This window comes from Cloacibacterium caeni, from assembly GCF_907163105.1.
GTDB lineage: Bacteria > Bacteroidota > Bacteroidia > Flavobacteriales > Weeksellaceae > Cloacibacterium > Cloacibacterium caeni_A.
The window spans coordinates 848,825-874,119 of record NZ_OU015321.1; the positions used below are offsets into that span (position 1 = coordinate 848,825).

Here is a 25,295-nt window from a genome sequence, read left to right on the forward strand (position 1 = left end):
AATTCCGTTTACGGAATAAGCTTTGCTCACTAAAAGAGATATTTTTTTAAATTCTTTGCGTTTTAAAATCATAATTGCTTTTTGAAGCCCACTTCTTTTCTCCATTTTTTAAATTCTCCGGGAGACATTGTTCCTTGCGGAACTTCGGTTACTCTTTTGCTTTTAGATTTAGGTCTTTCTTTCACTTCCAGCGATTTCTTTTCCGTAACTCCATTGATAGAAATTTCTACTGTATATTTTCCTGGAGTGATGTAAACATTGCCATCATCTGCTTTTTTAGACTTTTCACTTGCATTTACCGTTAAATCATAACTGATGGTATTAAATCCTTTGTCAGCAATTTGATTAATGGTTTTTATCGTTTCATTTTGAGCATTGATGATTTTGATAACAGCGTTTCCAGCATTTTTTGTGTAAAATTCTATTGGGAAATTCTGCTTTTCAATTTCAGTGAAATTACTGTAAGATTTGCCCCAATTTTCTTTGAAATTAATGCTTTCAACATCAAAAACGATTAAATTTTTAGCTAAATTTTCTGGCGTTAATTTTTGTAATTTCTTCACATCGGCAATGTATATGCTTCTTCCGTGAGTTGCTACAATCAATTCATTATCTCTGTGATGAACTTTTAAATCGTGAATAGCAACGTTTGGAAGAGTAGCATTATTGGCAGACATAAATGTTTTTCCTCTATCCAAAGAAATGTACAATCCGTTATCCGTTCCTACATACAAAAGATTTTCGTTATTGTAATCTTCTCTGATGACATTAATAGGTTCTGAAGGTAAATCTTCGCCAATTTTCTTCCAAGTTTTCCCAAAATCATCAGAAATGTAAAGCAATGCACGGAAATCGTCTTCTCTGTAAGCATTTAAGCTCAAATAAACTCTAGATTCTGAGAAAGAAGAAGGTTGAACCATAGAAACCCAAAATCCTGGGAAATCGCCAATTTTTTGCCAAGAATTTCCACCGTCTTTGGTTACATTGACCAATCCATCATCACTTCCTGCATAGATTAAACCGAATTTTTTCGGACTTTCTTCCACTGTTGAAAGAGTAGAATAAGGCACATTTTCTTGTTTGGTATTTCTGGTTAAATCTCCAGAAATTTTTTGCCAAGTTTCGCCTTTGTCCATACTTCGGTAAACGCTTTGCGAAGCAAAATAAACGATGTCTTGATTATGACGAGAAATCTGGAAAGGTGCTTCCCAATTGAAACGAAGTGGATTTTCGCCAATTTCTCTAGGAACTTCTAGATATTTTCTTTCATTGGTTTTTCTGTTAATTCTGAAATAATTTCCGAACTGAAAACCAGTATAAATAGTAGCATTATCTCTGAAATCTACACGCACTTGCATTCCGTCTCCTCCTAGAAGAAATTTGAAATTATCGCCGTTATCAAATTTTCCTTTTTTATAGTCAAATTTATTGCTTGATGGGCCAAACCAAACGCCATTATCTTGCATTCCTCCATAAACATTGTAAGGTTTTTCTAAATCATAATCCACCGAATAAAACTGTGAAACGGACAATGAATTGCAATGAATGTAAGAATTTCCATTGTCGTAAGAAATATTGATTCCTCCGTCATTTCCATTGATGAAATGATTGTCATTATTCGGGTTAAACCAGATTGAATGATGGTCTGCGTGAACATTTGGAGAATCTATCGATTTGAATGATTTTCCGCCATTTTCTGAAACCAAAATCGGAACGCCTGCAATAATTACTTTATCTGGATTGGTTGGCGAAACCCAAATTTGCCCGAAATAATAACCGTAAGTATAATATAAACCATCTAGATTTTTTTCGTTGGTTTTTCTCCAAGATTTTCCGGCATCATCAGAACGGTAAACTTCTGCACCTTCAATTTCGATGTTGAATAAATCATCATTTCCATTGTGTGTATAGTTGAAAATATCTTTTACCGTGATTTTATTTTCTCTGAGCGATTTTTTAAGGTTTTCTGAAGTGTATCTTTCTGGGAAACGTTCTCCATCAAGGTATTCATTAACCGTTTTATCATCTAAAGCCAAGAATTCTTCTTTGGTGATTTTTTGCATTTTGGCTTTGTCCAAAGATTTTTCAGTTTTTTCTTCTTTTATGGCGGAAACAGGTCTTGTTTTTTGATTGTCAACAATCGCATAAATGATATTTGGATTTTTTGGGAAGATGGAAAGTCCTATTCTTCCTACGTTTTCATCTGCTGGAAAGCCAGAATCTTTAGTGGAAATTTTTTGCCAAGATTCACCACCATCATTGGATTTGAAAATACCTGATGATGCGCCACTTTCTACAAATTTCCACGCTTTACGTTCTTTGTGCCAAAGTGTTGCATAAACTTCTTTTGGATTTTGAGGGTTTATGGCTAAATCAATTGCTCCAGAATTTTGGTCAGCTGAAAGCGGTTTTTTCCAAGTTTTACCGCCATCATTGGTTTTGAAAACGCCTCTTTCTGCGTTTGGTGAATATAAATGACCAACTGCAGCTACCCAAATTTCGTCCAGATTTTCGGGATTTACTACAATTCTTCCAATGTGATGCGTGTCTTTTAAGCCTAAGTTTTGCCAAGTTTTTCCTTGGTTTGTACTTTTATAAATTCCCATTCCTGCATAAGAAGAACGAGAAGAATTGCTTTCGCCAGTTCCTACAAAAATGGTTTTTGTTTTCCAATCTATTGCAATGTCGCCAATGGTCATTACAGCTTCTCTATCAAAAATAGGAGTGAATGTAGTTCCGTTGTTATTGGTGTACCACAATCCACCAGAAGCATACGCTACATAAAATTCTGTAGGATTTTCTGGATTCGCATCTATATCTGTAACTCTACCACTCATTGTAGTAGGACCTACATTTCTGAATTCTAAATTTTTGAGAATAGAATTTTCTTCTAATTTTTTTCTTTGTTCGTAACCTTTCCAGCGTTCTTCTGCCGAAGTAGGATTGAGCTTAAGGTTTTGCGCATGATGAAAAGAAAATGCTAAAATAGCGGTAGAAAGTAGAAATTTTCGATAATTCATTGTAAAGAAGTTTTTTCCAAATATAACTAATTTTTCTTATCTGCGTTCACCGCGCTAACGATGGAAGCGGCATCCTTTTTTAAATATTCAGCCTCGGAAAATAAGTTTGGAGAAAATTTAAAAAAGATATAGCGGACAGCGTGTTAAAGCGCCATAAAAAAAATCCATTCAACAAAGTGCTGAATGGATTCTGTATTTTGAACACCCCGTCAAAATTTTTAATTAAAAATTTTGCCACCCCTCTAAAAGAGGGGAATTGAGTAAATTTATTCTCCGTTGTATTTATCTACTACTTTTTGAGAAACTCCAATATTGCTGAAACCACCGTCATTAAACAGGTTTTGCATAGTAACTCTCTTTGTAAGATCAGAGAACATTGCTACGCAATAATTAGCACAATCTAGTGCAGTAGCGTTTCCTAGAGGAGACATATCTTCTGCAAATCCCATAAAACCTCCAAAACCTTTTACACCAGAACCTGCTGTAGTTACGGTAGGAGATTGAGAAATGGTGTTTACTCTTACTTTTTTCTCTCCCCAATAATAACCGAAAGATCTTGCGATAGATTCTAGGTAAGATTTATTGTCTGCCATATCATTATAATCTGGGAAAGTACGCTGTGCAGCAATGTAGGTAAGGGCTAAGATAGAACCCCATTCATTCATACAATCTTTTTCCCAAGCTGTTTTCATTACTTTGTGGAAAGAAACTGCAGAAACATCCCAACCTTTTTCTAACCAATCATAGTTGATATCTGTATAATGTTTGCCTTTTCTTACGTTTACAGACATTCCGATAGAGTGAAGGATGAAATCTATTTTACCAAATTTAGCGATAGCTGCATCAAAAAGTTTTCCTAAATCTTCCATAGAAGTAGCATCTGCGCCAATTACTTCTGAATTAGTTTTTTGTGCTAAAGCATCTATTTCGCCCATTCTCATTGCTATAGGAGCGTTTGAAAGGATAAATTCTGCACCTTCTTCATGACAACGTTCTGCTACTTTCCAAGCGATAGATTGATCATTAAGCGCGCCGAAAATAATTCCTTTTTTACCTTTAAGTAATCCGTACATAATAATTTATTTTAGGCAAATTTATAAAAATATTGCTTATAGCATAAAAGAATCCCGAAAAATTCGGGATTCTAAATCAAAATGATGAATAAAAATTAATGGGTTCTGTCTCTGTACTCATCTTTTACATCATCTATCATGTCTTCGGTTTTATCCTTAACGTTTTCAGCGACATCTTTGGTTTTCTCCCAAATGTCATTGGCAACATCTTTGGTTTTTTCCCAAGCATTTTCTGCAGTATCTTTTACATCATCTGCAAAATTTTCTGCTCTTTCTGACATGTTTTCTGCTGTATTTTCTACAGAGTTTACTGTTCTGTCTCTTGCTTCGTCTAATCTATCAGAAGCATTGTCTAATGGTTTGTTCGTGTCCATAATAATATATTTTGATTGGTTAGTAAAGCAAATGTAGAAGTATTATACACGGCAGTTCTTACAGAATTATGAAGAATTGTTATATCGTTAAAAAGAAAGAACCTCTGAATTTATCAGAGGTTCTTTGCAGCAAAAATTTGATTTTTTATGAATAACTATTATTAGGAAGGTTGTATCTTTACCTAGATTTTGTGAATTTTCACATAACAAATTTACTCAATACTTTCACAAGATTTTGTTAATCAATTGATAAAGTTTTATTAAATTTTTTAACGTAAAATATTAATTATCAATACTATCTATAATATGGAAGTAGTAAGATGTGCATGGTGCGAAAAAGACGATTTATACCGAAGTTATCATGATGAAGAATGGGGAAAACCTATTTATGATGATGAAACAATTTTTGAATTTCTGATTTTAGAGAGTTTTCAGGCTGGCTTAAGTTGGTACACCATTTTAGCTAAAAGAGAGAACTTCAGAGCAGCTTTTGACCAATTTGATCATCAAAAAATTGCACAATATTCAGAGGATAAAGTAGAAGAACTCATCCAAAATACTGGAATTATAAGAAATAGACTGAAAATTCTCGCCACGATTAATAATGCTCAAAAATTTATGGAAGTTCAAAAGGAATTTGGCTCTTTCAGTAAATATATTTGGGGTTTTGTGAATCATGAACCGATTGTCAATCGTCCTAAAACCTTGAAAGAAGTTCCTGCGACTACTGAAATTTCTGATGCTCTTGCCAAAGACTTAAAGAAACGAGGCTTTAAGTTTATGGGTTCTACTGTAGTTTATGCACATATGCAAGCCACAGGAATGGTGAATGATCATGTAGAAGACTGTTTTGTAAAGTAAAAATCTAAATAAATCTAATGAAAGGCTATTTTTTAATTTTTTTATTCTTTTTTTCATTTTCTTCTGGGCAAAATTCTAATGATTTGGTATTGAAAATCAAAGAGAACCAAAAGTTGATGAAAAGCGAAATGGAACGAGGTTTTCAAGAGCTGAAAACGCTGGAAAAAACAGCGGTTTTACAGCGAAATGAAGAAGCACAATTAGAAGTTCTGAACAATAAAGCATTTTATTATTTTACAAAAGCGGAATACAACAAAGCTTATAAAATTGCTAAAGAACTAGAAGTTAAAGCTACTGCTGCTAAAAATATAAGACTGATTGCCATTGCTAAAAATAGATTAGGAGTTACTCTAAATTTTTTACAAGTTTATGATGAATCAGAAAAAAAACTGAAAGAAGCGGAACAATTTATTGATGACAATGAGTTTCAAGATAAAAATCTCATTAGAGCCAATAATTTTCAGTTTCAATCTGATTTATATACCCATATTTTAAAGCATGATAAAGCTGTAGCTTATATTAAAAAAACAATTCCCGAGTATGAAAAAATTAAAAATCTGGAAGAAAGAAAAAATCAACTTGCGAAAGGTAACGTAAACATTGGCTTGAAATTTCTTTCTGTAGATTTAGATTCTGCTGCTCATTATTTCAAAAAATCATTAGCAATTCAAGATAAAATAGAGGCTAAAAATTTCAATGTGGCTAATTATACTGGTTTAGGAGAAGTCTATAACCGAAAAAATGAACACAAAAAAGCAGTGGAATACCTTAAAAAAGCGGAAGAGCTTAATGAAAAAGTACAAGATGGTTTTTATATGACTTCTATCTATGAACTTTTACAAGATTCTTATAATAATCTAGGCAATGAGAAGGAATATGAGAAATATAAACTTCGCTATCTAGAAAATTTAAAGATAGAAAATGAAGAAAAATTAAGTGGAGTAAAAACTTTTGTAGACGAAGTAAAAGCACAATCTGAAGAAGCCATTAAAGATAACAGAAATAAAACCTTTTTAATTATTTTCATCGGAATAGTGGCACTGTCATTGTTGATTTTTATTTTTTATTCTTTGAGAAAAATCAGAAGAAAGAAGAAAGAGAATAGTATTATAGAATTACAACTCGTAGAAAAAGAGAAAAAGATAGAAAATTTAGAAAATAAAATAAGTGATTTGCACTCTGAGGTAATAGAATTGGCACAGCAAAATAGTCCTCATTTTTACTCCAGATTTTTGGATTTATATCCAGAATTTGAAAAAAATATTTTTGAGCTTAATCCTAAAATCTCTATCTCTGAAATACAATTTTGTGCGTTATTAAAACTCAATTTCTCTTCTAAAGACATCGCGAATTACACCTTTACGTCAATCCGAACAGTACAAAACAAGAAGTATAGAATTAGAAATAAATTAAATATTCCTAAGGAAGTAGATACTTATGTGTTTATTAATAATTTGTAAATCAGTTTTTTATGAAGTAGAGTAGGTGATGAGTATCATAAATTTTGTAAGAGAGTATTAAAAATAACAATCTTTGCATAAATATTTAAGGACTATATTTTACTAAATACAGAAAACACAAATGATGAAAAAACCAGCTAATTTTTAGCTGGTTTTTTTATTTATTAAGTAAGAGATTTTTAATTACTTGATAACTCTTTCTAATACCCATTCAATCATATTTTTTTCTGATTGATGATGGTCTGCAGAAAACTCTCCACGTCTTCTATTTGCAATCACGTTATTAATGGTAACTGCTTTGTGTCCTAAAAGTTTAGACAAACCATAAATCGCAGAAGTTTCCATTTCGAAATTAGTAACGCCTAATTCATTAAGTGTTTCTAAAAATTTATCATCTACAGCTTTTAGACGCAATTGTCTTCCTTGAGGAGCATAGAAACCTGGGAAAGTAGCCGTGTTTCCTACGTATTTAGCATCTTTGAAGTAATCATACTGAGATTCTGTCCATTCAGAGAAATAAAGCATTGGTTTAATTCTTTCGTATGGGAATTTTTCCATGAAATTTCTAGAAAATTCATTTTCGAACTCATAATCTTGGTAAAAATGCATTAAACCATCTAAACCAACTACGTTTTGAGAAACCAACATGTTATCTACTTCCACATCAGGATTTACAGAACCACAAGTTCCGAGTCTGAATAATTGAAGCGCAGTATGTTCTGATTTGAATTCTTTTTCTTTTAAATCAATATTCACCAAAGCATCCAGCTCGTTCATTACGATATCGATGTTTTCTGTACCAATTCCGGTAGACATTACCGTAATTCTTTCACCTCTTAAAGTTCCAGTATGCGTGTAGAATTCTCTTTTATTTTTTTGAATTTCGATGGTATCAAAATATTGAGAAACTTTTGGCACTCTGTCTGGATCGCCTACTAATAAAATTTTCTCTGCAATATCTTCTGGTTGAAGATTAAGGTGATAAACGCTTCCGTCTGGATTTAAAACCAATTCTGAAGCAGCTAATTTATTCAACATAATTTTATTTTTTGCTTTCGGCTTTCAGCACTCTGCATTCAGCCAAATTGTTTAACAATTATTTTTTCTGCAGAAAGCTAATTGCCGACTGCCGATGGCATATTTATCCTCCAACTCTTTTGGTTTTATAGCCCATATCTTGAAGGATTTTCATGATTTTATCACGATTATCTCCTTGAATCACGATGATTCCGTCTTTCTCTGAGCCACCAATTCCAAGAGTGGTTTTTATTTTTTTAGAAATTTGTTTCAGTTCTTCTTCTGTTCCTTCGAAACCTTCTATTAAAGTCACAGGTTTACCATTTCTTCCTTTTTTTTCGAATTTACAGATAAGAGGATTCTTCTGCTCAAATTTTTCTTCTGGCATTTCAAAATCTTGTTCCTCGTGTTCTGGGAAAAGGTTTTTTAATTGGTCTCTTAAATCCATATTACTGTTTCAAAAAAAGGAGTGTAAAGTTACAAATTAACTGACAACAGAAAAACTAATCTTTAAAAATATTTTAATTACTGATAAATATCGCCTTTAAAAAGAATTATTTTATGCCTAGAAATTTCGTAAATTTGCATCATTAAAAAAAATACTAAAATGGCTAAAAAAGCAATACTTGCCATTCTTGATGGATGGGGTTTAGGAACGGATAATAAAGTGTCTGCAATTTACCAAGCAAACACACCTTTTATAGATTCTTGTTATACAAAATTTCCAAATACCACGCTAGAAGCTTCTGGACTTGCAGTAGGTTTACCAGCAGGACAAATGGGAAATTCTGAAGTAGGACACATGAATTTAGGCGCAGGAAGAGTAGTTTACCAAAATTTGGTAAAACTGAATATGGCGGTAGAAAAAAATACTCTAGGATTAGAGCCGGGAATTCAAATGGCTTTTGAATATGCTAAATTAAATCATAAAAAAGTACATTTTATCGGTTTAGTTTCAGATGGTGGAGTTCACTCTCATATCAATCACTTGAAAGGTTTATTAACTGCTGCTCAAGAATTTGGATTGACAGAAAATGTTTACGTACATGCATTTACAGACGGTAGAGACTGTGATCCTATGTCTGGAAAAGGTTTCATAGAAGATTTACAAAATCACATGAAAATCTCTACAGGGAAATTAGCAACTGTAGTTGGAAGATATTTCGCAATGGATAGAGATAAGAGATGGGAGCGTGTGAAATTAGCTTATGATGCAATGGTAAATGGAGTAGGAGAAATCACCAAAAATCCTGTAGAAGCGATTGAAAAATCTTATGCAGAAGGAGTTACTGATGAGTTTTTAAAACCAATTATCGTTTCAGAAAATAATAATCTTCCTACTGCTAAAATTGAGGAAAATGATGTGGTTTTCTGTTTCAATTTCAGAACAGACAGAGGTAGAGAAATTACAGAAGTGCTTTCTCAACAAGACTTTCCAGATTTTGGAATGAAAAAATTGAATCTTTACTATGTTACTTTAACCAATTATGACGAAAGTTTCCAAAATGTAAAAGTTATCTTTGATGAAGAAGTTTTACAGGAAACAATGGGCGAAGTTCTAGAAAGAGCAGGTAGAACTCAAATCAGAATTGCTGAAACAGAAAAATATCCTCACGTTACTTTCTTCTTTTCTGGTGGTAGAGAAAAAGAATTTGTAGGAGAGAGAAGATTGCTTTGTCCGAGTCCAAAAGATGTTGCTACCTACGATTTAAAACCAGAAATGTCTGCTTTTGATATTAGAGATGCTATTTTACCAGAATTAGAAAAAGAATCTGCAGATTTCATTTGCTTAAATTTTGCGAATGCAGATATGGTAGGTCATACTGGTGTTTTCGAAGCGGCAGTAAAAGCTTGTGAAGCGGTAGACAAATGTATAGAAGCAGTAGCAACTACAGCTTATGAACATGGTTATGCTGTTTTCATTTTGGCAGACCACGGAAATTCTGATTACATGATTAATCCAGATGGAAGTCCTAACACACAACACTCTACTAATTTAGTTCCGCTAATTGTAATGGATAAAGACCAAACTTGGAATCTGAAACCGGGTAAATTAGGAGATGTAGCGCCATCTATTTTAAAAGTTATGGGCGTAGAAATTCCAGAAATTATGACTGGAGAAGTTTTAGTCTCTTAAAAATTTCAAATTTTTAAAATAATTTATTAACTTTAGCCAACTAATGATCATTATGTTGGCTAATTTTTTTTATAAGTACTTATATTCCAAAAACAAAAAAGTAGTTGGCCTGTTTTTTATTGTTCTCTCTTCTTTTCTTTTTTCTCAAGAGGCTTCTATTATTGAAAATATTACCGAAACAGAAGGTTTGCCTAGTAATTATGTTTTTAATGCCAATGAAGATCAAAATGGAGTGATTTGGTTAGGAACAGACAAAGGTCTGGCTACGTATCAAGATGGAAAATGGATTACGCTAGATGTAGATAATGGAATGCCTGGAAACTATATTAATAAAGCGATTTCAGATAAAAAAAATGGATTATTAATTTACCTTTCAGAAAGAGGTTTATATTATTTTGACACCAATAAAAGAAGGATTACATTAAAATATCCAAGTTTAGGTAATTTGATATTGAGGGATTTCAAAATTTCTAATTATAACAGCAATTATATCTTAATTAATGGAGTAAATCATAAAACAAATCAGGAAAAGTTTTATGCTATTGATATTAATAATGTTAAGACATTCATTCCTTTGTACATTGAACAAAATAGTATTTTTCTTAAAGGAAAGAATTCAAAAATAAAACTGGCTGATCGAGATTTTTTATTACAGAATGATAAAATTGTTCTTAATCGTTTTACATTAGAAAAAATAGAAAATACCATTTTTATAAAGCAAAATGGTAAAATTAAAGATACGCTTTCCGAAAAAAATGGACTGGGAAATAACAGCATTAATCATATTTTAAAAACTTCTAAGAATGATGTGATTATTTCTACACTGGGAGGTGGTATTTCTATCATTCGTAATAACAACCCGAAAATAACTTTTAACCATAAAAGTATAAATGCTAGACGGATTTTAACTTTTCAAAATAAACAATATATTCTTGCAGATGGTTTTTTATACGTCATTCAAGATGACAAAATACTGTCAAAAGTTTTCCTTAGAAAAGATGCACTTACTTTCCATTTAGATGGTGATTTTCTTTATTTAGGTTCTTTTGCTGGATTAGAAACCTATAAAATGAATGGCAATCAATTGCAATTCATAGATTTATTTCCTTTTACTGCTGGTGTTTCTAAGATTTTAAAATTCAATAATCAGATTATTTTTACAACTTATGGAGGTGGTTTTTTTGTGAAAAATGGAAATTCAGTGACTAAATATCAAAATAAACCTTTTGACAATATTGAGAATTTCTTTAAAATTAAACAAGGTTTTGGTTTAGTTTCTTATGAATCTGGTCTTTCAATCCTCAATGAAAAACTTAATTTTATAAGTCATGTGAGTAATAAAAATGGGTTACATAGTAATTTTGTAACTACCGTTTTTGCAGATACAGATACTGTCTATATTGGTGCTAGAAAAGGAATTGCACAATGGTATAACAATAAAATAGTCAAAACTTTTAAAGCAGAAGAAGGATTTAGTGGGAATCTTACACGATTGATTTTTAGAGATGTTAAAAATAGAATTTGGGTATTGACTGACAAAGATTTATTGTTGAAAACCAAAAATATTTTAAAACCTATTGGTTCTATTAGAATTTTAGATAATAAGGAAGACTTGATTTTAAAAGGAGATTATTCCTCATCTAATCAGAAACTTACGGTAGTTTCTAAAAACAAAATTACAATCATTGATTTAGATAAAATTATTCCAAATGCTTTGGTGAAATCTACTGAAATTTCAAAAATTCTTCATGATGGAGAATTGGGTAATTTAGGAGAGAAAATCTATTTTGAAGACCATAACCGTGATATACAATTTGTATTTTCCTCAGTAGATAAAAATTTTTTAGGGAAAACTACTTTATTCTATAAAATTAATGATGATGCTTGGAAACCCTTTAAAGAACCTAGAACACTTAAGTTTTCTCACATAGACCAAGGAAAATATTCATTGCAAATAAAATCTGTAAATGAAGACGGCTACGAAAAAATGATGCCTAATAAAATAGAATTTACAGTTTTAGGGCCTTTCTATATAAGATGGTGGTTTATTGTTTTTACCCTTTTAGTAGCTGGTTTGTTTTTATATAATTATGTAAACGAAATCAATAAGAAAAAGTACATTAAAAGATTAAATCAACTCAGAGTAAAACATCAATTAGAAAACGAAAGAAAAAGAATCAGTAGAGATTTGCATGATAATATTGGTGCTTATGTAACCAGTTTGATTTCTAAGATTGATAAGTTAAAGAACTCTGTAAACGAAAATATCGAGCCCAAAAATGAAATTAGCTGTGATGATGTAAGATTAGATGCAGAACACATTCTAGCACTTCTTAGACAAACCATTTGGATTTTAGGTAATAAAGATACCAATATTATTGCATTATATGATAATTTTAAAAGTTATGCACGTAAATTTCTCCAAACAAATGAAATTAAAATAATTTTCGAGGAAGAGATAGAAAATAATAGAAAATTTGATGCAACTACAGGGAGCGGAATTTTTAGAATTATGCAAGAAGCATTACAAAATATCTATAAACATGCAAATGCTACGAAAGTAGAAGTGAATGTGATTTCTAAAAATAAAATTATTTTTTATATCAAAGATAATGGACGTGGTTTTAATCCAAACAATCTTAGAGAAGGTAATGGGTTAATCAATATGAAAGAAAGAGCAAGAGAGTTAGGATTTAAGCTTAATATTTATTCAGATTCATCTGGTACTACGATAGAACTTTACGAAATGTAAAATACGTAATTTGTAGTATTGATTTTAAACAACAAAAAAAATATATTGTAAAACCATTAAAAAGCCATGATAAAAGTAGCAATAGTAGATGATAATCAAATCAATAGAATTACGATTAAAGAAAAGTTAGCGCCCTATCAAGACGTACTTTTAGTATTCGAAGCCACAAATGGGGAAGATTTTTTTGATAAATTAGAAAGTCTTCCCAAAGAAGATTATCCTCAAGTGGTATTGATGGATTTAGAAATGCCTATTCTCGATGGTATTGTTACCATTGCTTCTGCGTCTATTAAATTTCCAGAAATTAAATACATTGTTTTAACGATTTATGAAGATGATGATAAAATTTTCGAAGCCATTAAAGCTGGAGCCAGTGGTTATTTACTAAAAGAAGACAAAGCTATAAACATAGTAGAAGCCATGAAAAATGTGGTTCAGTTTGATGGAATACCTATGAGTCCAGCCATTGCAAGAAGAGCAATGGATTTGCTAAGAGATACGCCAAAACCTACTGCAAGTATGCAGAATGCGATTATAGACCACCAATTAAGCGACCGAGAAATGGAAATTCTAAGAGAAGTGGTAAAAGGTTATAATCATCACGAAATCGCAGATAAATTATTTATCAGTCCTAATACAGTGAGAACTCACGTGAATAATATTTATAAAAAACTCCATCTTAATTCCAGAAGTCAAGTCATGAATCTGGCTTATAAAAATAAATGGATATAATATTTCTAAAAGGCTTATTTTATTAGCCTTTTTTTATTTCATATATTTGCAAAAACTAAATCAATAGAATGTTAAGTAATAAAAAACTCGCTATAGATTTTGATGGAACCATTGTAGAAGATGCTTATCCATCAATTGGAAAACCAAAAATTTTCGCTTTCGAAACCCTAAAAAAATTACAATCCGAAGGATATCGATTAATTCTTTGGACTTATAGACACGGCAAGTCTTTAGAAGAAGCGGTAGAATTTTGTAGAAAAAATGGAGTAGAATTCTACGCAGTAAACTCTAGTTTCGAAGGTGAAATCTTTGATGATGAAACTCAATCCAGAAAAATAGATGCAGATTTATTTATAGATGATAGAAACTTAGGCGGTTTTCCAGGTTGGGGAGAAATCTACAACATCATCACCGAAAGAATAGAATTCAGAGTAGAAGGAGGCGAGGTTTTAGCTTATTCTAAAATGAAAAAAGAAAAGAAAAGAGGTTTGTTTTGGTAGAAGTAAAAGACCCAAGTAAAAAGTAAAAAGACACAAGTTTTAAAATCTAATGTATGCAAAATAATAATCTGTTAGATAGAACTTTTAAATTTGGGGTGAACTGTATTATTTTCTTAAGAACTTTACCTCGTGATTTTGAATATAATGTAATAAAATTACAGTTAACAAAATCGTCAACTTCAATTGGTGCTAATTATGAAGAATCACAAGCTGGATCTTCTAAAGCTGATTTTAAAAATAAAGTAAGAATATCTCTTCGAGAAGCTAGAGAGTCCAATTATTGGTTAAGAGTAATTAAAGCTTTAGAAAGGTCAGAAAATGAACAGTTAGAATCTCTTATACAGGAGAGTAAAGAACTTAAAAATATTTTAGCTTCTATTATAAACAATACTAAACTATAAATAATACATGGTTCTTTTTACTTTTGCCATGGCTCTTTAAATAAAATGATTATACTTAAAACAATTGAAGAACTCCGTTTAATGCGCGAAAGTGCTCAGCTCGTTTCTAAAACTTTAGGAATGATTGCTGCAGAAATTAAACCAGGAGTTACCACATTACATTTAGATAAATTAGCTCATGATTTTATCAAAGATCATGGTGGCGAACCTGCGTTTTTAGGAATGTATGGTTTCCCAAATTCCCTATGTATTTCTCCCAATGAAGAGGTAGTTCACGGAATTCCAAAAGATATTCCGTTGGAAGAAGGAGACATTCTTTCTGTAGATTGTGGGGTTTACATGAATGGTTTTTATGGCGATCATGCTTATTCATTCGAAGTGGGAGAAGTAGCACCAGAAACCAAAAAATTACTTCAAGTAACCAAAGAATCACTTTACAAAGGAATAGAACAATGTGTTCGCGGAAAAAGAATAGGAGATATTTCAAACGCTATTCAAACGCACTGCGAAAAACATGGTTATGGAGTGGTAAGAGAATTGGTAGGTCACGGTTTGGGAAGAACCATGCACGAAGATCCTCAAGTTCCTAATTACGGAAGAAAAGGCAGCGGAAAAGTCATAAAAGACGGCTTAGTTGTCGCTATAGAACCTATGGTTAATCTGGGAACGCATCAGGTAAAATTCCATAAAGATGGATGGACAGTAACTTCATTAGACAAAACACCTTCTGCACATTTTGAACATGATGTTGCAGTGATTAATGGAAAGCCAGTTTTACTTTCTACCTTCAAATATATTTACGAAGCATTAGGAATTAAAAGTAATGAAGAAGAACCATTTACAATGGATTTTTAGAAATACTTCATTCATAACCAAAATACAAGCAGACTTTTGTCTGCTTTTTTTATTTTCTAAAAATGAAAGTTGAACTAAGGAAATAATTTTATTCTTTTATAGGGATATTTTTTTAAATTTGAATTAGAAATTATATGAAGAAAATCGCCTCATTTTTACTGAATAAAATTCCAAGACCTATGCTTATTAATCTAAGCATTTTTCTTCGCCCTTTAATCTATCTTTTTTTCAAAGGAAATAAATTCACCGACCCGATTGACGGGAAATCCTACCGTAAATTTTTACCTTATGGTTACGGAAAACAGCGTGAAAATGCACTTTCTCCTGGAACTTTAAGTTTAGAGCGTCATCGTCAAATGTGGTTGTATCTAAAAAATGAAACCGATTTTTTTACTCAAAATTATAAAGTGCTTCACATTGCTCCAGAGCAAGAATTCTTGAGAAAATTCAAGAAAATGAAGAATTTAGAATACACTTCTGCAGATTTGTTTTCGCCGATTGTAGATGTAAAAGCAGACATTCTAGATTTGCCTTTTGAAGATGAAAGTTTTGATGTTATTTTCTGTAATCACGTTCTAGAACATATTATAGACGATAAAAAAGCGATGAGCGAACTGTACAGAGTGATGAAAAAAGGAGGTTGGGGAATTCTGCAAGTTCCCATGAAAAATTCTTTAGAGAAAACTTATGAAGATTTTACCATAACAGAACCAAAAGAACGCCAAAAACATTTCGGGCAATACGATCATGTTCGTTGGTACGGAATGGATTATTTCGAAAGGTTAAAATCAGTAGGATTTTCAGTAGATATTAATTTCTATTCTCAAAAATTTTCTAAAGAAGAACAAAAAAGATTCGGACTAAACGTAACCGAAATTTTACCTGTGGTAAGAAAGTAATTAAAAAAATAAAACACCTTTTTGTCATTCCGTAGGAATCTAAATTATTTTTTTATCTTTAGTTCATAAACCAAAGAATCAATTCTTTTATTAAGTATTTCATAAGCGTTTTCATTATTGTAATTTTTGAATAAAGAAATAAATGAAATTATCATTGGTATTGTTACTGCAAAAATTTTAAATAGTAAGTTTAGAAATCTATTTATAAGTAAATTACTTAATAAAGCATTGATGCCGCATTCATTTATAGAGTAGGTGTGGTTTCTGTTATCTTCGTCTTTTGTACATATTTTCAAAAAATTTTCTTTATATAATTCAAAACATAAGTTTTTACTTTCTTCTATTTTGATTTTGGCTAATTCTGCAATTCTTTCACAATCAAATTGAAATTGATATTTATTTTTATTTTTTTCTTTTTCAAATTGCAATAAACCTTTATAAAAGATTTTTAAAATTTCGTGTTTTTTCAAGTTTTTTAGAATGGTCATATGTTTATTTTTTTTCAAATTTCCAAAATAAAAATTTTAAATGCAAATTGAATTATCAACATATCTTTCTATTTTCCTTACCTTTGCAAAAAAGAAATTTTAAATCTTTTAATCCTTTAATTTTAAGTAAAACAAATGCACAAAGCAGGATTTGTAAACATAGTCGGGAAACCAAACGCAGGAAAATCTACCTTGCTCAATCAATTGATGGGCGAAAAATTAGCGATTGTGACCCAAAAAGCACAAACAACTAGACACCGTATTTTCGGGATTTATAATGAAGAAGACCTACAAATCGTATTTTCTGATACTCCTGGAGTTCTAGAACCAAAATATGAATTGCAAGAAAAAATGATGGATTTTGTAAAGGATTCTTTACAAGATGCAGACGTTTTCTTATTTATCGTAGATGTTAATGATAAAGAAGAACCGAATGAATTTTTGGTAGATAAACTGAACAAAATTCCAGTTCCAGTCCTTATTTTACTCAATAAGATAGATGTGTCTAACCAAGAAGCGATGCTCGAAAAAGTGGAGTACTGGCATAATAAAATTGAAAAAGCAGAAATTTTACCGATTTCAGCGTTAGAAGGTTTTAATACCGATTTAATTTTGCCAAAATTAAAAGCTTTATTGCCAGAAAATCCGCCTTACTACGACAAAGACCAATACACAGATAAATCTGAACGTTTCTTCGTAAATGAAAATATCAGAGAGAAAATTTTATTGAATTACGACAAAGAAATTCCGTATTCTGTAGAAGTGGTAACAGAAATGTTCAAAGAAAAAGAAGGAATTATCTTTATAGACTCTATTATTTACGTAGAAAGAGACACACAAAAAGGAATTCTCATCGGTCACAAAGGTGAAGCCATCAAAAAAGTGGGAACCGAAGCCAGAATAGATTTAGAGAAATTTTTTGACAAGAAAATTCACCTTAATCTTTTTGTAAAAGTCAAAAAAGATTGGCGTAAAAACGAAAGAGATCTTAAAAATTTCGGTTACAGATAAAATAAAAACTCAATCTTTTTGGTTGAGTTTTTTTATGATAAAAAGAACATCATTTCAGATTTATTTTTTATTTTTGAGAGTCTAAAAATAAAGAGAAAATGAAGAATCTTAATACAACGGGTTACAACAAAACCTTGTTAGATTGGGCGTTATTAGCCATTAGAATTTTTGTAGGATTAGGAATGCTCACTCATGGATTTCCGAAGCTCATGCAATTTCTCGGAGGAAGTCATGATTTTATTAATTTCTTCGGAATCGGCAGCAAAACATCCCTCGTTTTAGCAGTTCTTGCAGAAGTTCTTTGTTCACTTTTCTTAATTTTAGGACTTTTTACCAGATTTGTTTCTATTCCACTCATTATCACGATGTTAGTTGCAGTTTTCATGGTTCATGGAAACGATCCTTTTGCCAAACAAGAAATGGCATTGCTCTATTTATTCCACTACATTTTAATTTTTGTAGCAGGTCCCGGAAGCATTTCCATCGACAGAATGATTAATCGAAAATAAATTCTAAGGCGCTTCTAGCGTCTTTTTTGTTCCCCTCTTTTAGAGGAGTGGCATTCAGATTTTCTGAATGACGGGGTGTTTTTTGGCGCTTTAACACGCTGTCCGCTGTATCTTTTTTAAATTTTAGTTCTCTCTTTTAGGAGAGTCAGTGAGGAAAAAATTTAAAAAAGGATGCCGCTTCCATCGTTAGCGCAAACGCAGAAATCTTCAGAAATTTCAGGAAAAATTGTAACTTTCCCCTCAATAAAGTCACTAATCATTAAGATTTAGAATCTAAAATTTATAATCTATAATTTGAAAAATATGAGATCTATCAAAATTTCTGTTTTATTCCTCGCTTTATCCATTTGTGGATTCGCGCAAGAAAATTTAACCTACCAAAAACCTTCCGCCGAAATTCTTCAACTCGCTGATTTCCAAAGAACACCTTCTGTTTCTATGAACAGCAAAAAAGACTGGATGGTTTTTTCTTACAGACCTACTTATAAAACGTTAGACGACCTTAACCAAGAAGAAATGAAATTGGCAGGTTTGCGTGTAAATCCTGTAACCAATATTTCGAGTTCTGTTACGTATATTAGTAATTTAAAGGTTAGAAAATTCAACGAAAAGCAAGAAACACAAGTAATTGGATTACCTCAAAATCCTAAAATGACCAATCTTTCTTGGTCTCCCGATGAAAAAAAATTAGCGTTTACCAATACTACAGAAAAAGGAGTAGAACTTTGGATTTTAAATTTAGAAACCAGAACCGCAAAAAAAATCTCAAGTGATAATCTTAATGCCAATTTAGGTTCTCCGTTTGTTTGGCTGAAAAATTCTAAGGAATTAATCGTGAGAAAACTTCCAGCAAATAGACCAGCCCTTTTAAATGAAAAGAAAAATCTTCCAACTGGACCAATTGTTTCTAATGCAGACGGAAAAGTTTCACAAAACAGAACGTATCAGGATTTGTTAAAAAATCCTATGGATGAATCCAATTTCGAGACTTTAACCAGAGCAGAATTGGTAAAAATGAATCTTGATGGAGCAGAAACTCCTTATAAATCTGCTGATATTTATGCAGGAATTCAACTTTCACCAGACGGAAATTATTTGATGATTTCTACCATCAAAAAACCATTTTCTTATATCGTTCCGCTTTCTAGATTTCCTATGACTGCTCAAGTTTTTGATTTACAAGGAAATTTAGTAAAAACCGTAAATGATGTTCCATTGAATGAAATTATGCCAAAAGGTTTTTCATCAGTTAGAACAGGAAAAAGAAATATGTCTTGGAGAGCAGACAAACCTGCAAGTTTATATTTTGTAGAAGCTTTAGATGGTGGTGACCAAAGCAAAAAAGCAGAATTCAGAGATGAAGTTTTTACTTGGGATGCACCTTTTTCGGCTGAACCTAAATCTTTGATGAAAACCAAACAAAGATTTGCAGGAATTCAATTCGGGAATGAAGAAAACGCTGTAGTAATGGATTCTTGGTATGATACTCGTTCACAAAAAACGTATTTCCTTAATCCAAAAACAGGAGAAAATAAAGAAATTGCAGAAAGAAATTATCAAGATGTTTATGCAGATCCAGGAAATTTCCAAACCGATAAAAATGAATTCGGACAATACGTAATTTCCATCAAAAACGGAAAAGCACACTTAATTGGTGATGGTTTTACCAAGGATGGTCAGTTTCCTTTTATTGACGAATTTGATTTTAAAAACTTCCAAACTAAGAGATTATATACTTCTAAAACACCAAATGTAAAAGAAGATATTATTGACATTATTGATGCCAATAAAGGAACGGTTTTAGTAACTCAACAGTCTAAAAATCAGTATCCTAATTATTTTGTTAGAAATATTAAAAACAACAAAGCAGAAGCGGTAACGCAATTTTCAAATCCTTTTGCGAGTATTTCTACTATTCATAAAGAAGTCATCAAATATAAGAGAAATGATGGAGTAGAACTGAAAGGAACACTTTATCTACCAGCAAATTACGATTTCAAAAAGAAACCAAAATTGCCACTTTTAGTTTGGGCGTATCCAGAAGAATTTAAGGATAAAGCAACAGCTGGACAAAACACTGCAAACCCGAACGAATTTACTTTCCCAAGTTATGGTTCGTTTATTTATTGGGTGACTAAAGGTTATGCGGTTTTAGATGATGCGAGTTTTCCAATTATTGGTGAAGGAACTACAGAACCGAATGATACTTTTATTCCGCAATTGGTTGCCAATGGAAAAGCGGCAATTGATGCTGTTGATCAATTAGGCTATATCGATAGAAATAGAGTAGCAGTGGGTGGCCATTCTTACGGTGCATTTATGACCGCAAATTTATTAACTCATTCTAACGATTTTGCTTGTGGAATTGCCCGAAGTGGCGCTTATAACAGAACTTTGACACCTTTTGGCTTCCAAAGTGAACAGCGTAATTATTGGGATGTTCCTGAAATCTACAACGGAATGTCACCATTTATGAATGCTAATAAAATGAAAAAACCAATGCTTTTAGTTCATGGTGAAGCAGATAACAATCCTGGAACGTTTACATTGCAAACAGAGCGTTATTTCCAAGCGTTGAAAAACTTAGGAGCACCTGTAAGAATGGTGATTTTACCGAAAGAATCTCACGGTTATGTTGCTAAGGAAAACATTTTACATTTGCTTTGGGAACAAGACCAATTCTTAGAAAAATGTTTGAAAAAATAAATTTTAAAAGACGCTGAAAAGCGTCTTTTTATTTTTGAAATAATCTTGAATTTGATAAAATTGTGTAATTTTAAAAAAGTCTAGAATCTGAAATCTAACATCTAACAAATGAATAATCTTTTACCAAAAGACGGCACTGTACATTATTATGGAAAAATCTTCACAGAGGAACAAAGTGCAATATATTATGTTAAATTGCTGAATGAAATCAATTGGCAACATGATGTAGTTAAAATTTTTGGAAAAGAGATTGTCACCAAAAGAAAAGTTGCTTTTTTAGGAGATGAAGGAATTTCTTATAAATATTCTGGTAAAAATAAAATCGCTGAGAATTGGCTAAAATTTATTTTAGAAATAAAATATACGGTGGAACAAATCTCAGGCGAAAAATTTAATGCGTGTTTATTGAACTATTATCACAATGGCTCTGAAGCGATGAGTTGGCATTCTGATAACGAAAAAGAAATTCTCAAACATTCTGCAATTGCGTCTGTAAGTTTCGGAGCGGAAAGAAAATTTGGTTTTAAACATAATTTTAGCAAAGAAGAAATTTCTCTAATGCTAGAGAATGGCTCATTACTCATCATGAAAGATGAAACTCAAATCTATTGGAAACACAAGCTTTACACGAATGCTAAAATTACTGAGCCAAGAGTAAATTTGACATTCAGAACAATTTTAAACGATTAAACATAATATTCTAATTAATTCCTATAATTTATATTATGTTAAATTGTATTTTTTCATCTTCAATATAATTATAGTTTCCTAACCTTTTCATTCCTTTTAATCCATTGAATGTTTATAATCATTGATGAGAATTTTATAAAGTTATAAATCGTTTATCGCCATACTTTTGCAAGAAAAATTATGAAAAATTTTGTAGTTATTCTTTTAATTAGCATTTCTTTTATTTCTTGTAACAAAAAAGTAACATCTTCATATACCATAATTCCTGAAGATACCATTCACCAGAGTTATCCAGAAACTTTTGAGCCGAAAAAAGATAATTTGCAATTTTGTTATCTTTCTGTGGTAGGCAAAGATTCTTTGCACCTTTCTTACACTCTTTATCCTACAGATTCTGTAAAAGGAAAAATGAGCTATGATAATTATGAAAAAGATGGTTCTACTGGAAAAGTGTATGGTATAAAATCTGGTGATACCTTAAAATTAACTTACGACATGTTTTCTGAGGGAATGCATTCGTTAATAGATGTTCGCTTTTTGACCAAAGACAATAAACTTTACGAAGGAATTACTGCTATGAAACAAAAGAACGATTCTACTATGATTATTGTGAATGATAAAAGTGTAGATTTTAAGTCTGGAAGAGTTTTATCGCCTGTTAAATGTAAATAATGTTAGTAATTTTTCATGCTATTCTACTCTATTTTAGATGAATTTTTTAATTTTTTCTCTACATATAGTTGCAGTTTACTTTTTCTATTGGGTATTTTGATACTATGTGAAATCCTCGTATTTTTAGCAAAATTTAAACGCAATGTCATACTATCCTTTAAATACTATTCCAGATTATTATGGAATTGATGATTTACTTACAGAAGAACATATATTAATCAGAAACTCTGTAAGAGATTGGGTTCAGTCATTTATTATGCCTCAAATTGATGATGCAGCACAACATCATAAAGACATTTCTAATCTCATGAAAGAATTAGGAGCAATTGGTGCTCTTGGTCCTTATATTCCAGAAGAATATGGAGGTGCTGGTTTAGACCAAATTTCTTACGGATTAATTATGCAAGAGTTAGAACGTGGAGATTCTGCCGTTCGTTCTGCAGCTTCTGTACAGAGTTCTTTGGTTATGTTTCCTATTTTTGAGTTTGGTTCAAAAGAACAAAAGCGCAAATATCTTCCAAAATTAGCTTCTGGTGAATTTATCGGTGCATTTGGTTTAACAGAACCAAATCACGGTTCAAATCCAGGAGGAATGGAAACGCATTACAAAGATATGGGTGATCATTATTTGCTTAACGGTGCTAAAATGTGGATTACCAATGCTCCACTTTGTGATATTGCTGTAGTTTGGGCAAAAGGTGAAGACGGAAAAGTTCGCGGAATGATTGTAGAACGTGGTTACGAAGGTTTTACCACTCCAGAAACCACCAATAAATGGTCATTAAGAGCTTCTAAAACTGGTGAATTGGTTTTTAATAACGTTAGAGTTCCTAAAGAAAATCTATTACCAAATGTAGAAGGTCTTAAAGGTCCACTTTCTTGTTTAAATTCAGCACGTTACGGGATTTCTTGGGGAGTAATTGGCGCAGCAATTGATTGTTATTGCACTGCTGTTCAGTACTCTAAAGAAAGAACACAGTTCGGAAAACCAATTGCAAGTTTCCAACTTCAACAGAAAAAATTAGCCGAATTTTTAACAGAAATTACAAAAGCACAATTGCTTTGTTGGAGATTAGGAACCTTGAAAAATGACCACAAAGCTACTCCAGCTCAAATTTCTATGGCAAAGAGAAATAATGTGAGAATGGCAATTAACATAGCAAGAGAATCTCGTCAAATTCTTGGCGGAATGGGAATTATGGGAGAATTCCCAATGATGCGTCACGCTGCCAACTTAGAATCTGTCATCACTTATGAAGGTACAGAAGACGTTCACTTGCTCATCACAGGTCTTGATATCACAGGAATCAACGCATTTTCATAAAAATTATACTTTGTCAAAGCTTTAAAATCTTTGACAAAGTTTTTTTTTTGATTTTGGCGTGCCTTTTTTCCACCGCTATTGCCATGCAAAAAAGTCGCGCTTTCCGTTTCAATCTTTTATTTTTCCAGTCTTCGACTCTTCGACTCCGCTCAGACTGACATAATAAAAGGATTTCCACTGCAATCGCTCACGCGAAAGAAAGAATAAAATCTGCTCAATCAGCAAAATCAGCGAGAGAAAAATAATGAAAACCATCAATATACCATTACCTAAAATAGGAGAATCTACTACCGAAGCCAAAATTGTAGAATGGCTTAAAAAACCCGGAGATTTCATCAAACGTGATGAACTTTTTGCCGTAATCGGAACCGACAAAGTAGATTCGGAGATCTTCTCAGAGTACGAAGGAACACTCAAAGAAATTCTTGTAAAAGAAGGCGAAGAAGTTTCTGTAGGAACTCCTATTTGCACAATGGAAGTGGATGATAACATAGAAGTTTCAACTGTCACAATCAGCGCGAAACGTAGTGAAGTAGTCGAAGTGTCTAATAAAGATTTTTCGACTCCATTACATTCCGCTCAAAATGACAAAACTCAACTTACACCTCGAAACTCAGAACTCGTATCTTTTCTTTCTCCAGTGGTAAGAAAAATGGCTGCAGAAAACGGTTTGAGTTTAGAAGATTTGCAGAAAATCAATGGAACTGGTGAAAAAGGAAGAATTAGAAAACAAGATGTAGAAAATTTTTTAAAACCAAGAAAACAAAAGACTTATACTCCATTTGTTGAAGAAAAACTTCAACTCAAAGTTGAACTCGGCGAAACTTTAGAGCCACTTTCTAAAATGCGTAAACTCATCGCCGAAAATATGGAAAAATCTTGGCGAAGCATTCCTCATGTTACTACTTTTATGGATGCAAATGTGACGAAATTAGTCGCTTATCGTGAAGAAAATAAAGAGAAATTTCTACAAGAAAATGCGGTAAAACTCACTTATACGCATGTGATTATGAAAGCAGTGATAGATGCAATTAAGGTCTATCCTACTCTAAATTCTTGGTTTAATAATGAAGAATTGTTAGAAAAGAGAAACATTAATTTAGGTTTTGCAGCTGCACTTCCAGATAGTAATCTCATTGTTCCGAATATAAAAAATGCACAGAATTTATCGGTTGTAGAAATTGCTCAACAAGTTTCTGAAATAGGAACAAGAGCTAAAAATGGAAAACTGAAACCAGATGACATTCAAAATACCACTTTCACGGTTTCTAATACGGGAATGTTCGGTTCAAAAAGTGGAACGCCTATTATTTCTCGACCGCAAGTTGCTGTTCTCGCTTTAGGAAATATCCTGAGAAGAGCTTGGATTGTTGATGAAAACGGTGAAGAAAAGATATTACCTCAATCGGTGATGACTTTGTCTTTAAGTTATGACCACAGAATTGTAGATGGTGCTCTTGCCTCGAAATTCTTAACAGAGATTAAAAAAAATATGGAAAATTTTTAGAAATTTTATAAATAAATTTATCGTTCCATAGGAACGTAATGTGTGTAATTCAATAATATATGTAGGAGTTGCGTTCCATAGGAACGCTATCTTTTTTATTACATTGCGTTCCTACGGAACGCCACAATTCTTAATCTTTGTTTGCTACACATATTTGGTTCCTTCGGAACCTTCTTAGAATGTAAAATAATGATTTTCAGATTAAGAACTTTAATTTAAAGAAGTTTAGATATCTCTACAAAATTGTTTTGATTCCTTCGGAAATTGAAAATTTCATGGAATCAATGACTAAAGTGATGAATAAAAC

General features: G+C 31.9%; 22 protein-coding genes. 16 read left to right on the forward strand and 6 right to left on the reverse strand.

The features are described from left to right. Window positions 1-68: 68 nt before the first annotated feature. From KKQ76_RS03975 to KKQ76_RS03985, 3 genes are all read right to left on the reverse strand, one after another. Window positions 69-3,020: a VPS10 domain-containing protein gene (locus KKQ76_RS03975; RefSeq protein WP_213195925.1), complete on the reverse strand. Its 2,952-nt coding sequence runs from the start codon at window positions 3,018-3,020 to the stop codon at window positions 69-71. 266 nt (window positions 3,021-3,286) lie between these two features. Next, window positions 3,287-4,096, reverse strand: coding sequence for an enoyl-ACP reductase FabI (locus KKQ76_RS03980; RefSeq protein ID WP_213197461.1), 810 nt, complete (start codon window positions 4,094-4,096; stop codon window positions 3,287-3,289). A 92-nt stretch (window positions 4,097-4,188) separates the two neighbouring features. Further along, a complete protein-coding gene (locus tag KKQ76_RS03985) occupies window positions 4,189-4,467 on the reverse strand; it encodes a hypothetical protein (RefSeq protein WP_213195926.1) in 279 nt (92 codons plus the stop codon). Window positions 4,468-4,773: 306 nt separating this feature from the next. Between KKQ76_RS03985 and KKQ76_RS03990 the strand changes: the two genes are divergently transcribed. Continuing rightward, complete coding sequence (locus KKQ76_RS03990) at window positions 4,774-5,328, forward strand: DNA-3-methyladenine glycosylase I (RefSeq protein ID WP_213195927.1); 555 nt, start codon at window positions 4,774-4,776, stop codon at window positions 5,326-5,328. A 116-nt stretch (window positions 5,329-5,444) separates the two neighbouring features. After that, on the forward strand, window positions 5,445-6,788 hold the full coding sequence (locus KKQ76_RS03995) for a tetratricopeptide repeat protein (protein ID WP_213195928.1): 1,344 nt from the start codon (window positions 5,445-5,447) through the stop codon (window positions 6,786-6,788). A gap of 183 nt (window positions 6,789-6,971) precedes the next feature. Here the strand turns inward: KKQ76_RS03995 and KKQ76_RS04000 are convergent, their stop codons facing one another. Next, window positions 6,972-7,826, reverse strand: a complete 855-nt coding sequence (locus tag KKQ76_RS04000) for a nucleoside phosphorylase (protein ID WP_213195929.1) — start codon at window positions 7,824-7,826, stop codon at window positions 6,972-6,974. 103 nt (window positions 7,827-7,929) lie between these two features. Then, entirely contained in the window at window positions 7,930-8,253 is a 324-nt protein-coding gene (locus tag KKQ76_RS04005; RefSeq protein WP_069797522.1) for a translation initiation factor, read from the reverse strand. Between the two features lie 159 nt (window positions 8,254-8,412). Here KKQ76_RS04005 and gpmI point away from each other — a divergent pair, with 159 nt between their 5' ends. The 7 genes from gpmI (at window position 8,413) to KKQ76_RS04040 (ending at window position 16,081) form a co-directional block, all read left to right on the forward strand. Further along, the gene (gene gpmI, locus KKQ76_RS04010) at window positions 8,413-9,942 is read left to right on the forward strand and encodes a 2,3-bisphosphoglycerate-independent phosphoglycerate mutase (protein ID WP_213195930.1); all 1,530 of its coding nucleotides are present in this window, start codon (window positions 8,413-8,415) and stop codon (window positions 9,940-9,942) included. Window positions 9,943-9,994: 52 nt separating this feature from the next. Next, on the forward strand, window positions 9,995-12,694 hold the full coding sequence (locus KKQ76_RS04015) for a sensor histidine kinase (protein WP_213195931.1): 2,700 nt from the start codon (window positions 9,995-9,997) through the stop codon (window positions 12,692-12,694). 66 nt (window positions 12,695-12,760) lie between these two features. After that, a complete protein-coding gene (locus KKQ76_RS04020; RefSeq protein ID WP_213195932.1) occupies window positions 12,761-13,426 on the forward strand; it encodes a response regulator transcription factor in 666 nt (221 codons plus the stop codon). Between the two features lie 68 nt (window positions 13,427-13,494). Continuing rightward, window positions 13,495-13,926 (forward strand): BT0820 family HAD-type phosphatase, encoded by a 432-nt coding sequence (locus KKQ76_RS04025; protein WP_069799079.1) that lies wholly within the window; start codon window positions 13,495-13,497, stop codon window positions 13,924-13,926. A 53-nt stretch (window positions 13,927-13,979) separates the two neighbouring features. After that, on the forward strand, window positions 13,980-14,327 hold the full coding sequence (locus KKQ76_RS04030; RefSeq protein WP_069799077.1) for a four helix bundle protein: 348 nt from the start codon (window positions 13,980-13,982) through the stop codon (window positions 14,325-14,327). A 45-nt stretch (window positions 14,328-14,372) separates the two neighbouring features. Beyond that, entirely contained in the window at window positions 14,373-15,182 is an 810-nt protein-coding gene (gene map, locus KKQ76_RS04035) for a type I methionyl aminopeptidase (protein ID WP_213195933.1), read from the forward strand. Window positions 15,183-15,316: 134 nt separating this feature from the next. Continuing rightward, on the forward strand, window positions 15,317-16,081 hold the full coding sequence (locus tag KKQ76_RS04040) for a class I SAM-dependent methyltransferase (protein WP_213195934.1): 765 nt from the start codon (window positions 15,317-15,319) through the stop codon (window positions 16,079-16,081). Between the two features lie 44 nt (window positions 16,082-16,125). Here KKQ76_RS04040 and KKQ76_RS04045 read toward each other — a convergent pair whose 3' ends face one another. Beyond that, window positions 16,126-16,569 carry a hypothetical protein gene (locus tag KKQ76_RS04045; RefSeq protein WP_213195935.1) on the reverse strand — a complete coding sequence of 148 codons (444 nt, stop codon included), beginning with the start codon at window positions 16,567-16,569 and terminating at the stop codon, window positions 16,126-16,128. 135 nt (window positions 16,570-16,704) lie between these two features. On the opposite strand from KKQ76_RS04045, the gene era reads away from it, so the two are divergent. From era to KKQ76_RS04080, 7 genes are all read left to right on the forward strand, one after another. After that, window positions 16,705-17,580: a GTPase Era gene (gene era / locus KKQ76_RS04050; RefSeq protein ID WP_213195936.1), complete on the forward strand. Its 876-nt coding sequence runs from the start codon at window positions 16,705-16,707 to the stop codon at window positions 17,578-17,580. A gap of 98 nt (window positions 17,581-17,678) precedes the next feature. Then, a complete protein-coding gene (locus KKQ76_RS04055; RefSeq protein ID WP_213195937.1) occupies window positions 17,679-18,089 on the forward strand; it encodes a DoxX family protein in 411 nt (136 codons plus the stop codon). A gap of 303 nt (window positions 18,090-18,392) precedes the next feature. Beyond that, entirely contained in the window at window positions 18,393-20,795 is a 2,403-nt protein-coding gene (locus KKQ76_RS04060; RefSeq protein WP_213195938.1) for an alpha/beta hydrolase family protein, read from the forward strand. A gap of 108 nt (window positions 20,796-20,903) precedes the next feature. Next, entirely contained in the window at window positions 20,904-21,485 is a 582-nt protein-coding gene (locus tag KKQ76_RS04065) for an alpha-ketoglutarate-dependent dioxygenase AlkB family protein (RefSeq protein ID WP_213195939.1), read from the forward strand. 180 nt (window positions 21,486-21,665) lie between these two features. After that, the gene (locus KKQ76_RS04070; protein ID WP_213195940.1) at window positions 21,666-22,157 is read left to right on the forward strand and encodes a hypothetical protein; all 492 of its coding nucleotides are present in this window, start codon (window positions 21,666-21,668) and stop codon (window positions 22,155-22,157) included. 142 nt (window positions 22,158-22,299) lie between these two features. Next, window positions 22,300-23,481: an acyl-CoA dehydrogenase family protein gene (locus KKQ76_RS04075; protein WP_213195941.1), complete on the forward strand. Its 1,182-nt coding sequence runs from the start codon at window positions 22,300-22,302 to the stop codon at window positions 23,479-23,481. A 244-nt stretch (window positions 23,482-23,725) separates the two neighbouring features. Continuing rightward, window positions 23,726-24,988, forward strand: a complete 1,263-nt coding sequence (locus KKQ76_RS04080) for a dihydrolipoamide acetyltransferase family protein (RefSeq protein WP_213195942.1) — start codon at window positions 23,726-23,728, stop codon at window positions 24,986-24,988. The last annotated feature ends 307 nt before the right edge of the window (window positions 24,989-25,295 follow it).

What these genes read in the sequence shown, in the direction of transcription:
- KKQ76_RS04000 (WP_213195929.1), bottom strand. Translation starts at nt 7,826, where the DNA reads ATGTTGAATAAATTAGCTGCTTCAGAATTGGTTTTAAATCCAGACGGA.
- KKQ76_RS03995 (WP_213195928.1), top strand. Translation starts at nt 5,445, where the DNA reads ATGAAAAGCGAAATGGAACGAGGTTTTCAAGAGCTGAAAACGCTGGAA.
- KKQ76_RS04075 (WP_213195941.1), top strand. Translation starts at nt 22,300, where the DNA reads ATGTCATACTATCCTTTAAATACTATTCCAGATTATTATGGAATTGAT.
- KKQ76_RS04055 (WP_213195937.1), top strand. Translation starts at nt 17,679, where the DNA reads ATGAAGAATCTTAATACAACGGGTTACAACAAAACCTTGTTAGATTGG.
- KKQ76_RS04005 (WP_069797522.1), bottom strand. Translation starts at nt 8,253, where the DNA reads ATGGATTTAAGAGACCAATTAAAAAACCTTTTCCCAGAACACGAGGAA.
- KKQ76_RS04045 (WP_213195935.1), bottom strand. Translation starts at nt 16,569, where the DNA reads ATGACCATTCTAAAAAACTTGAAAAAACACGAAATTTTAAAAATCTTT.
- gpmI (WP_213195930.1), top strand. Translation starts at nt 8,413, where the DNA reads ATGGCTAAAAAAGCAATACTTGCCATTCTTGATGGATGGGGTTTAGGA.
- KKQ76_RS04060 (WP_213195938.1), top strand. Translation starts at nt 18,393, where the DNA reads ATGAGATCTATCAAAATTTCTGTTTTATTCCTCGCTTTATCCATTTGT.
- KKQ76_RS04080 (WP_213195942.1), top strand. Translation starts at nt 23,726, where the DNA reads ATGAAAACCATCAATATACCATTACCTAAAATAGGAGAATCTACTACC.
- KKQ76_RS04020 (WP_213195932.1), top strand. Translation starts at nt 12,761, where the DNA reads ATGATAAAAGTAGCAATAGTAGATGATAATCAAATCAATAGAATTACG.
- map (WP_213195933.1), top strand. Translation starts at nt 14,373, where the DNA reads ATGATTATACTTAAAACAATTGAAGAACTCCGTTTAATGCGCGAAAGT.
- KKQ76_RS03975 (WP_213195925.1), bottom strand. Translation starts at nt 3,020, where the DNA reads ATGAATTATCGAAAATTTCTACTTTCTACCGCTATTTTAGCATTTTCT.
- KKQ76_RS04070 (WP_213195940.1), top strand. Translation starts at nt 21,666, where the DNA reads ATGAAAAATTTTGTAGTTATTCTTTTAATTAGCATTTCTTTTATTTCT.
- KKQ76_RS04030 (WP_069799077.1), top strand. Translation starts at nt 13,980, where the DNA reads ATGCAAAATAATAATCTGTTAGATAGAACTTTTAAATTTGGGGTGAAC.
- KKQ76_RS04065 (WP_213195939.1), top strand. Translation starts at nt 20,904, where the DNA reads ATGAATAATCTTTTACCAAAAGACGGCACTGTACATTATTATGGAAAA.
- KKQ76_RS04015 (WP_213195931.1), top strand. Translation starts at nt 9,995, where the DNA reads ATGTTGGCTAATTTTTTTTATAAGTACTTATATTCCAAAAACAAAAAA.
- KKQ76_RS04040 (WP_213195934.1), top strand. Translation starts at nt 15,317, where the DNA reads ATGAAGAAAATCGCCTCATTTTTACTGAATAAAATTCCAAGACCTATG.
- KKQ76_RS04025 (WP_069799079.1), top strand. Translation starts at nt 13,495, where the DNA reads ATGTTAAGTAATAAAAAACTCGCTATAGATTTTGATGGAACCATTGTA.
- KKQ76_RS03990 (WP_213195927.1), top strand. Translation starts at nt 4,774, where the DNA reads ATGGAAGTAGTAAGATGTGCATGGTGCGAAAAAGACGATTTATACCGA.
- KKQ76_RS03985 (WP_213195926.1), bottom strand. Translation starts at nt 4,467, where the DNA reads ATGGACACGAACAAACCATTAGACAATGCTTCTGATAGATTAGACGAA.
- era (WP_213195936.1), top strand. Translation starts at nt 16,705, where the DNA reads ATGCACAAAGCAGGATTTGTAAACATAGTCGGGAAACCAAACGCAGGA.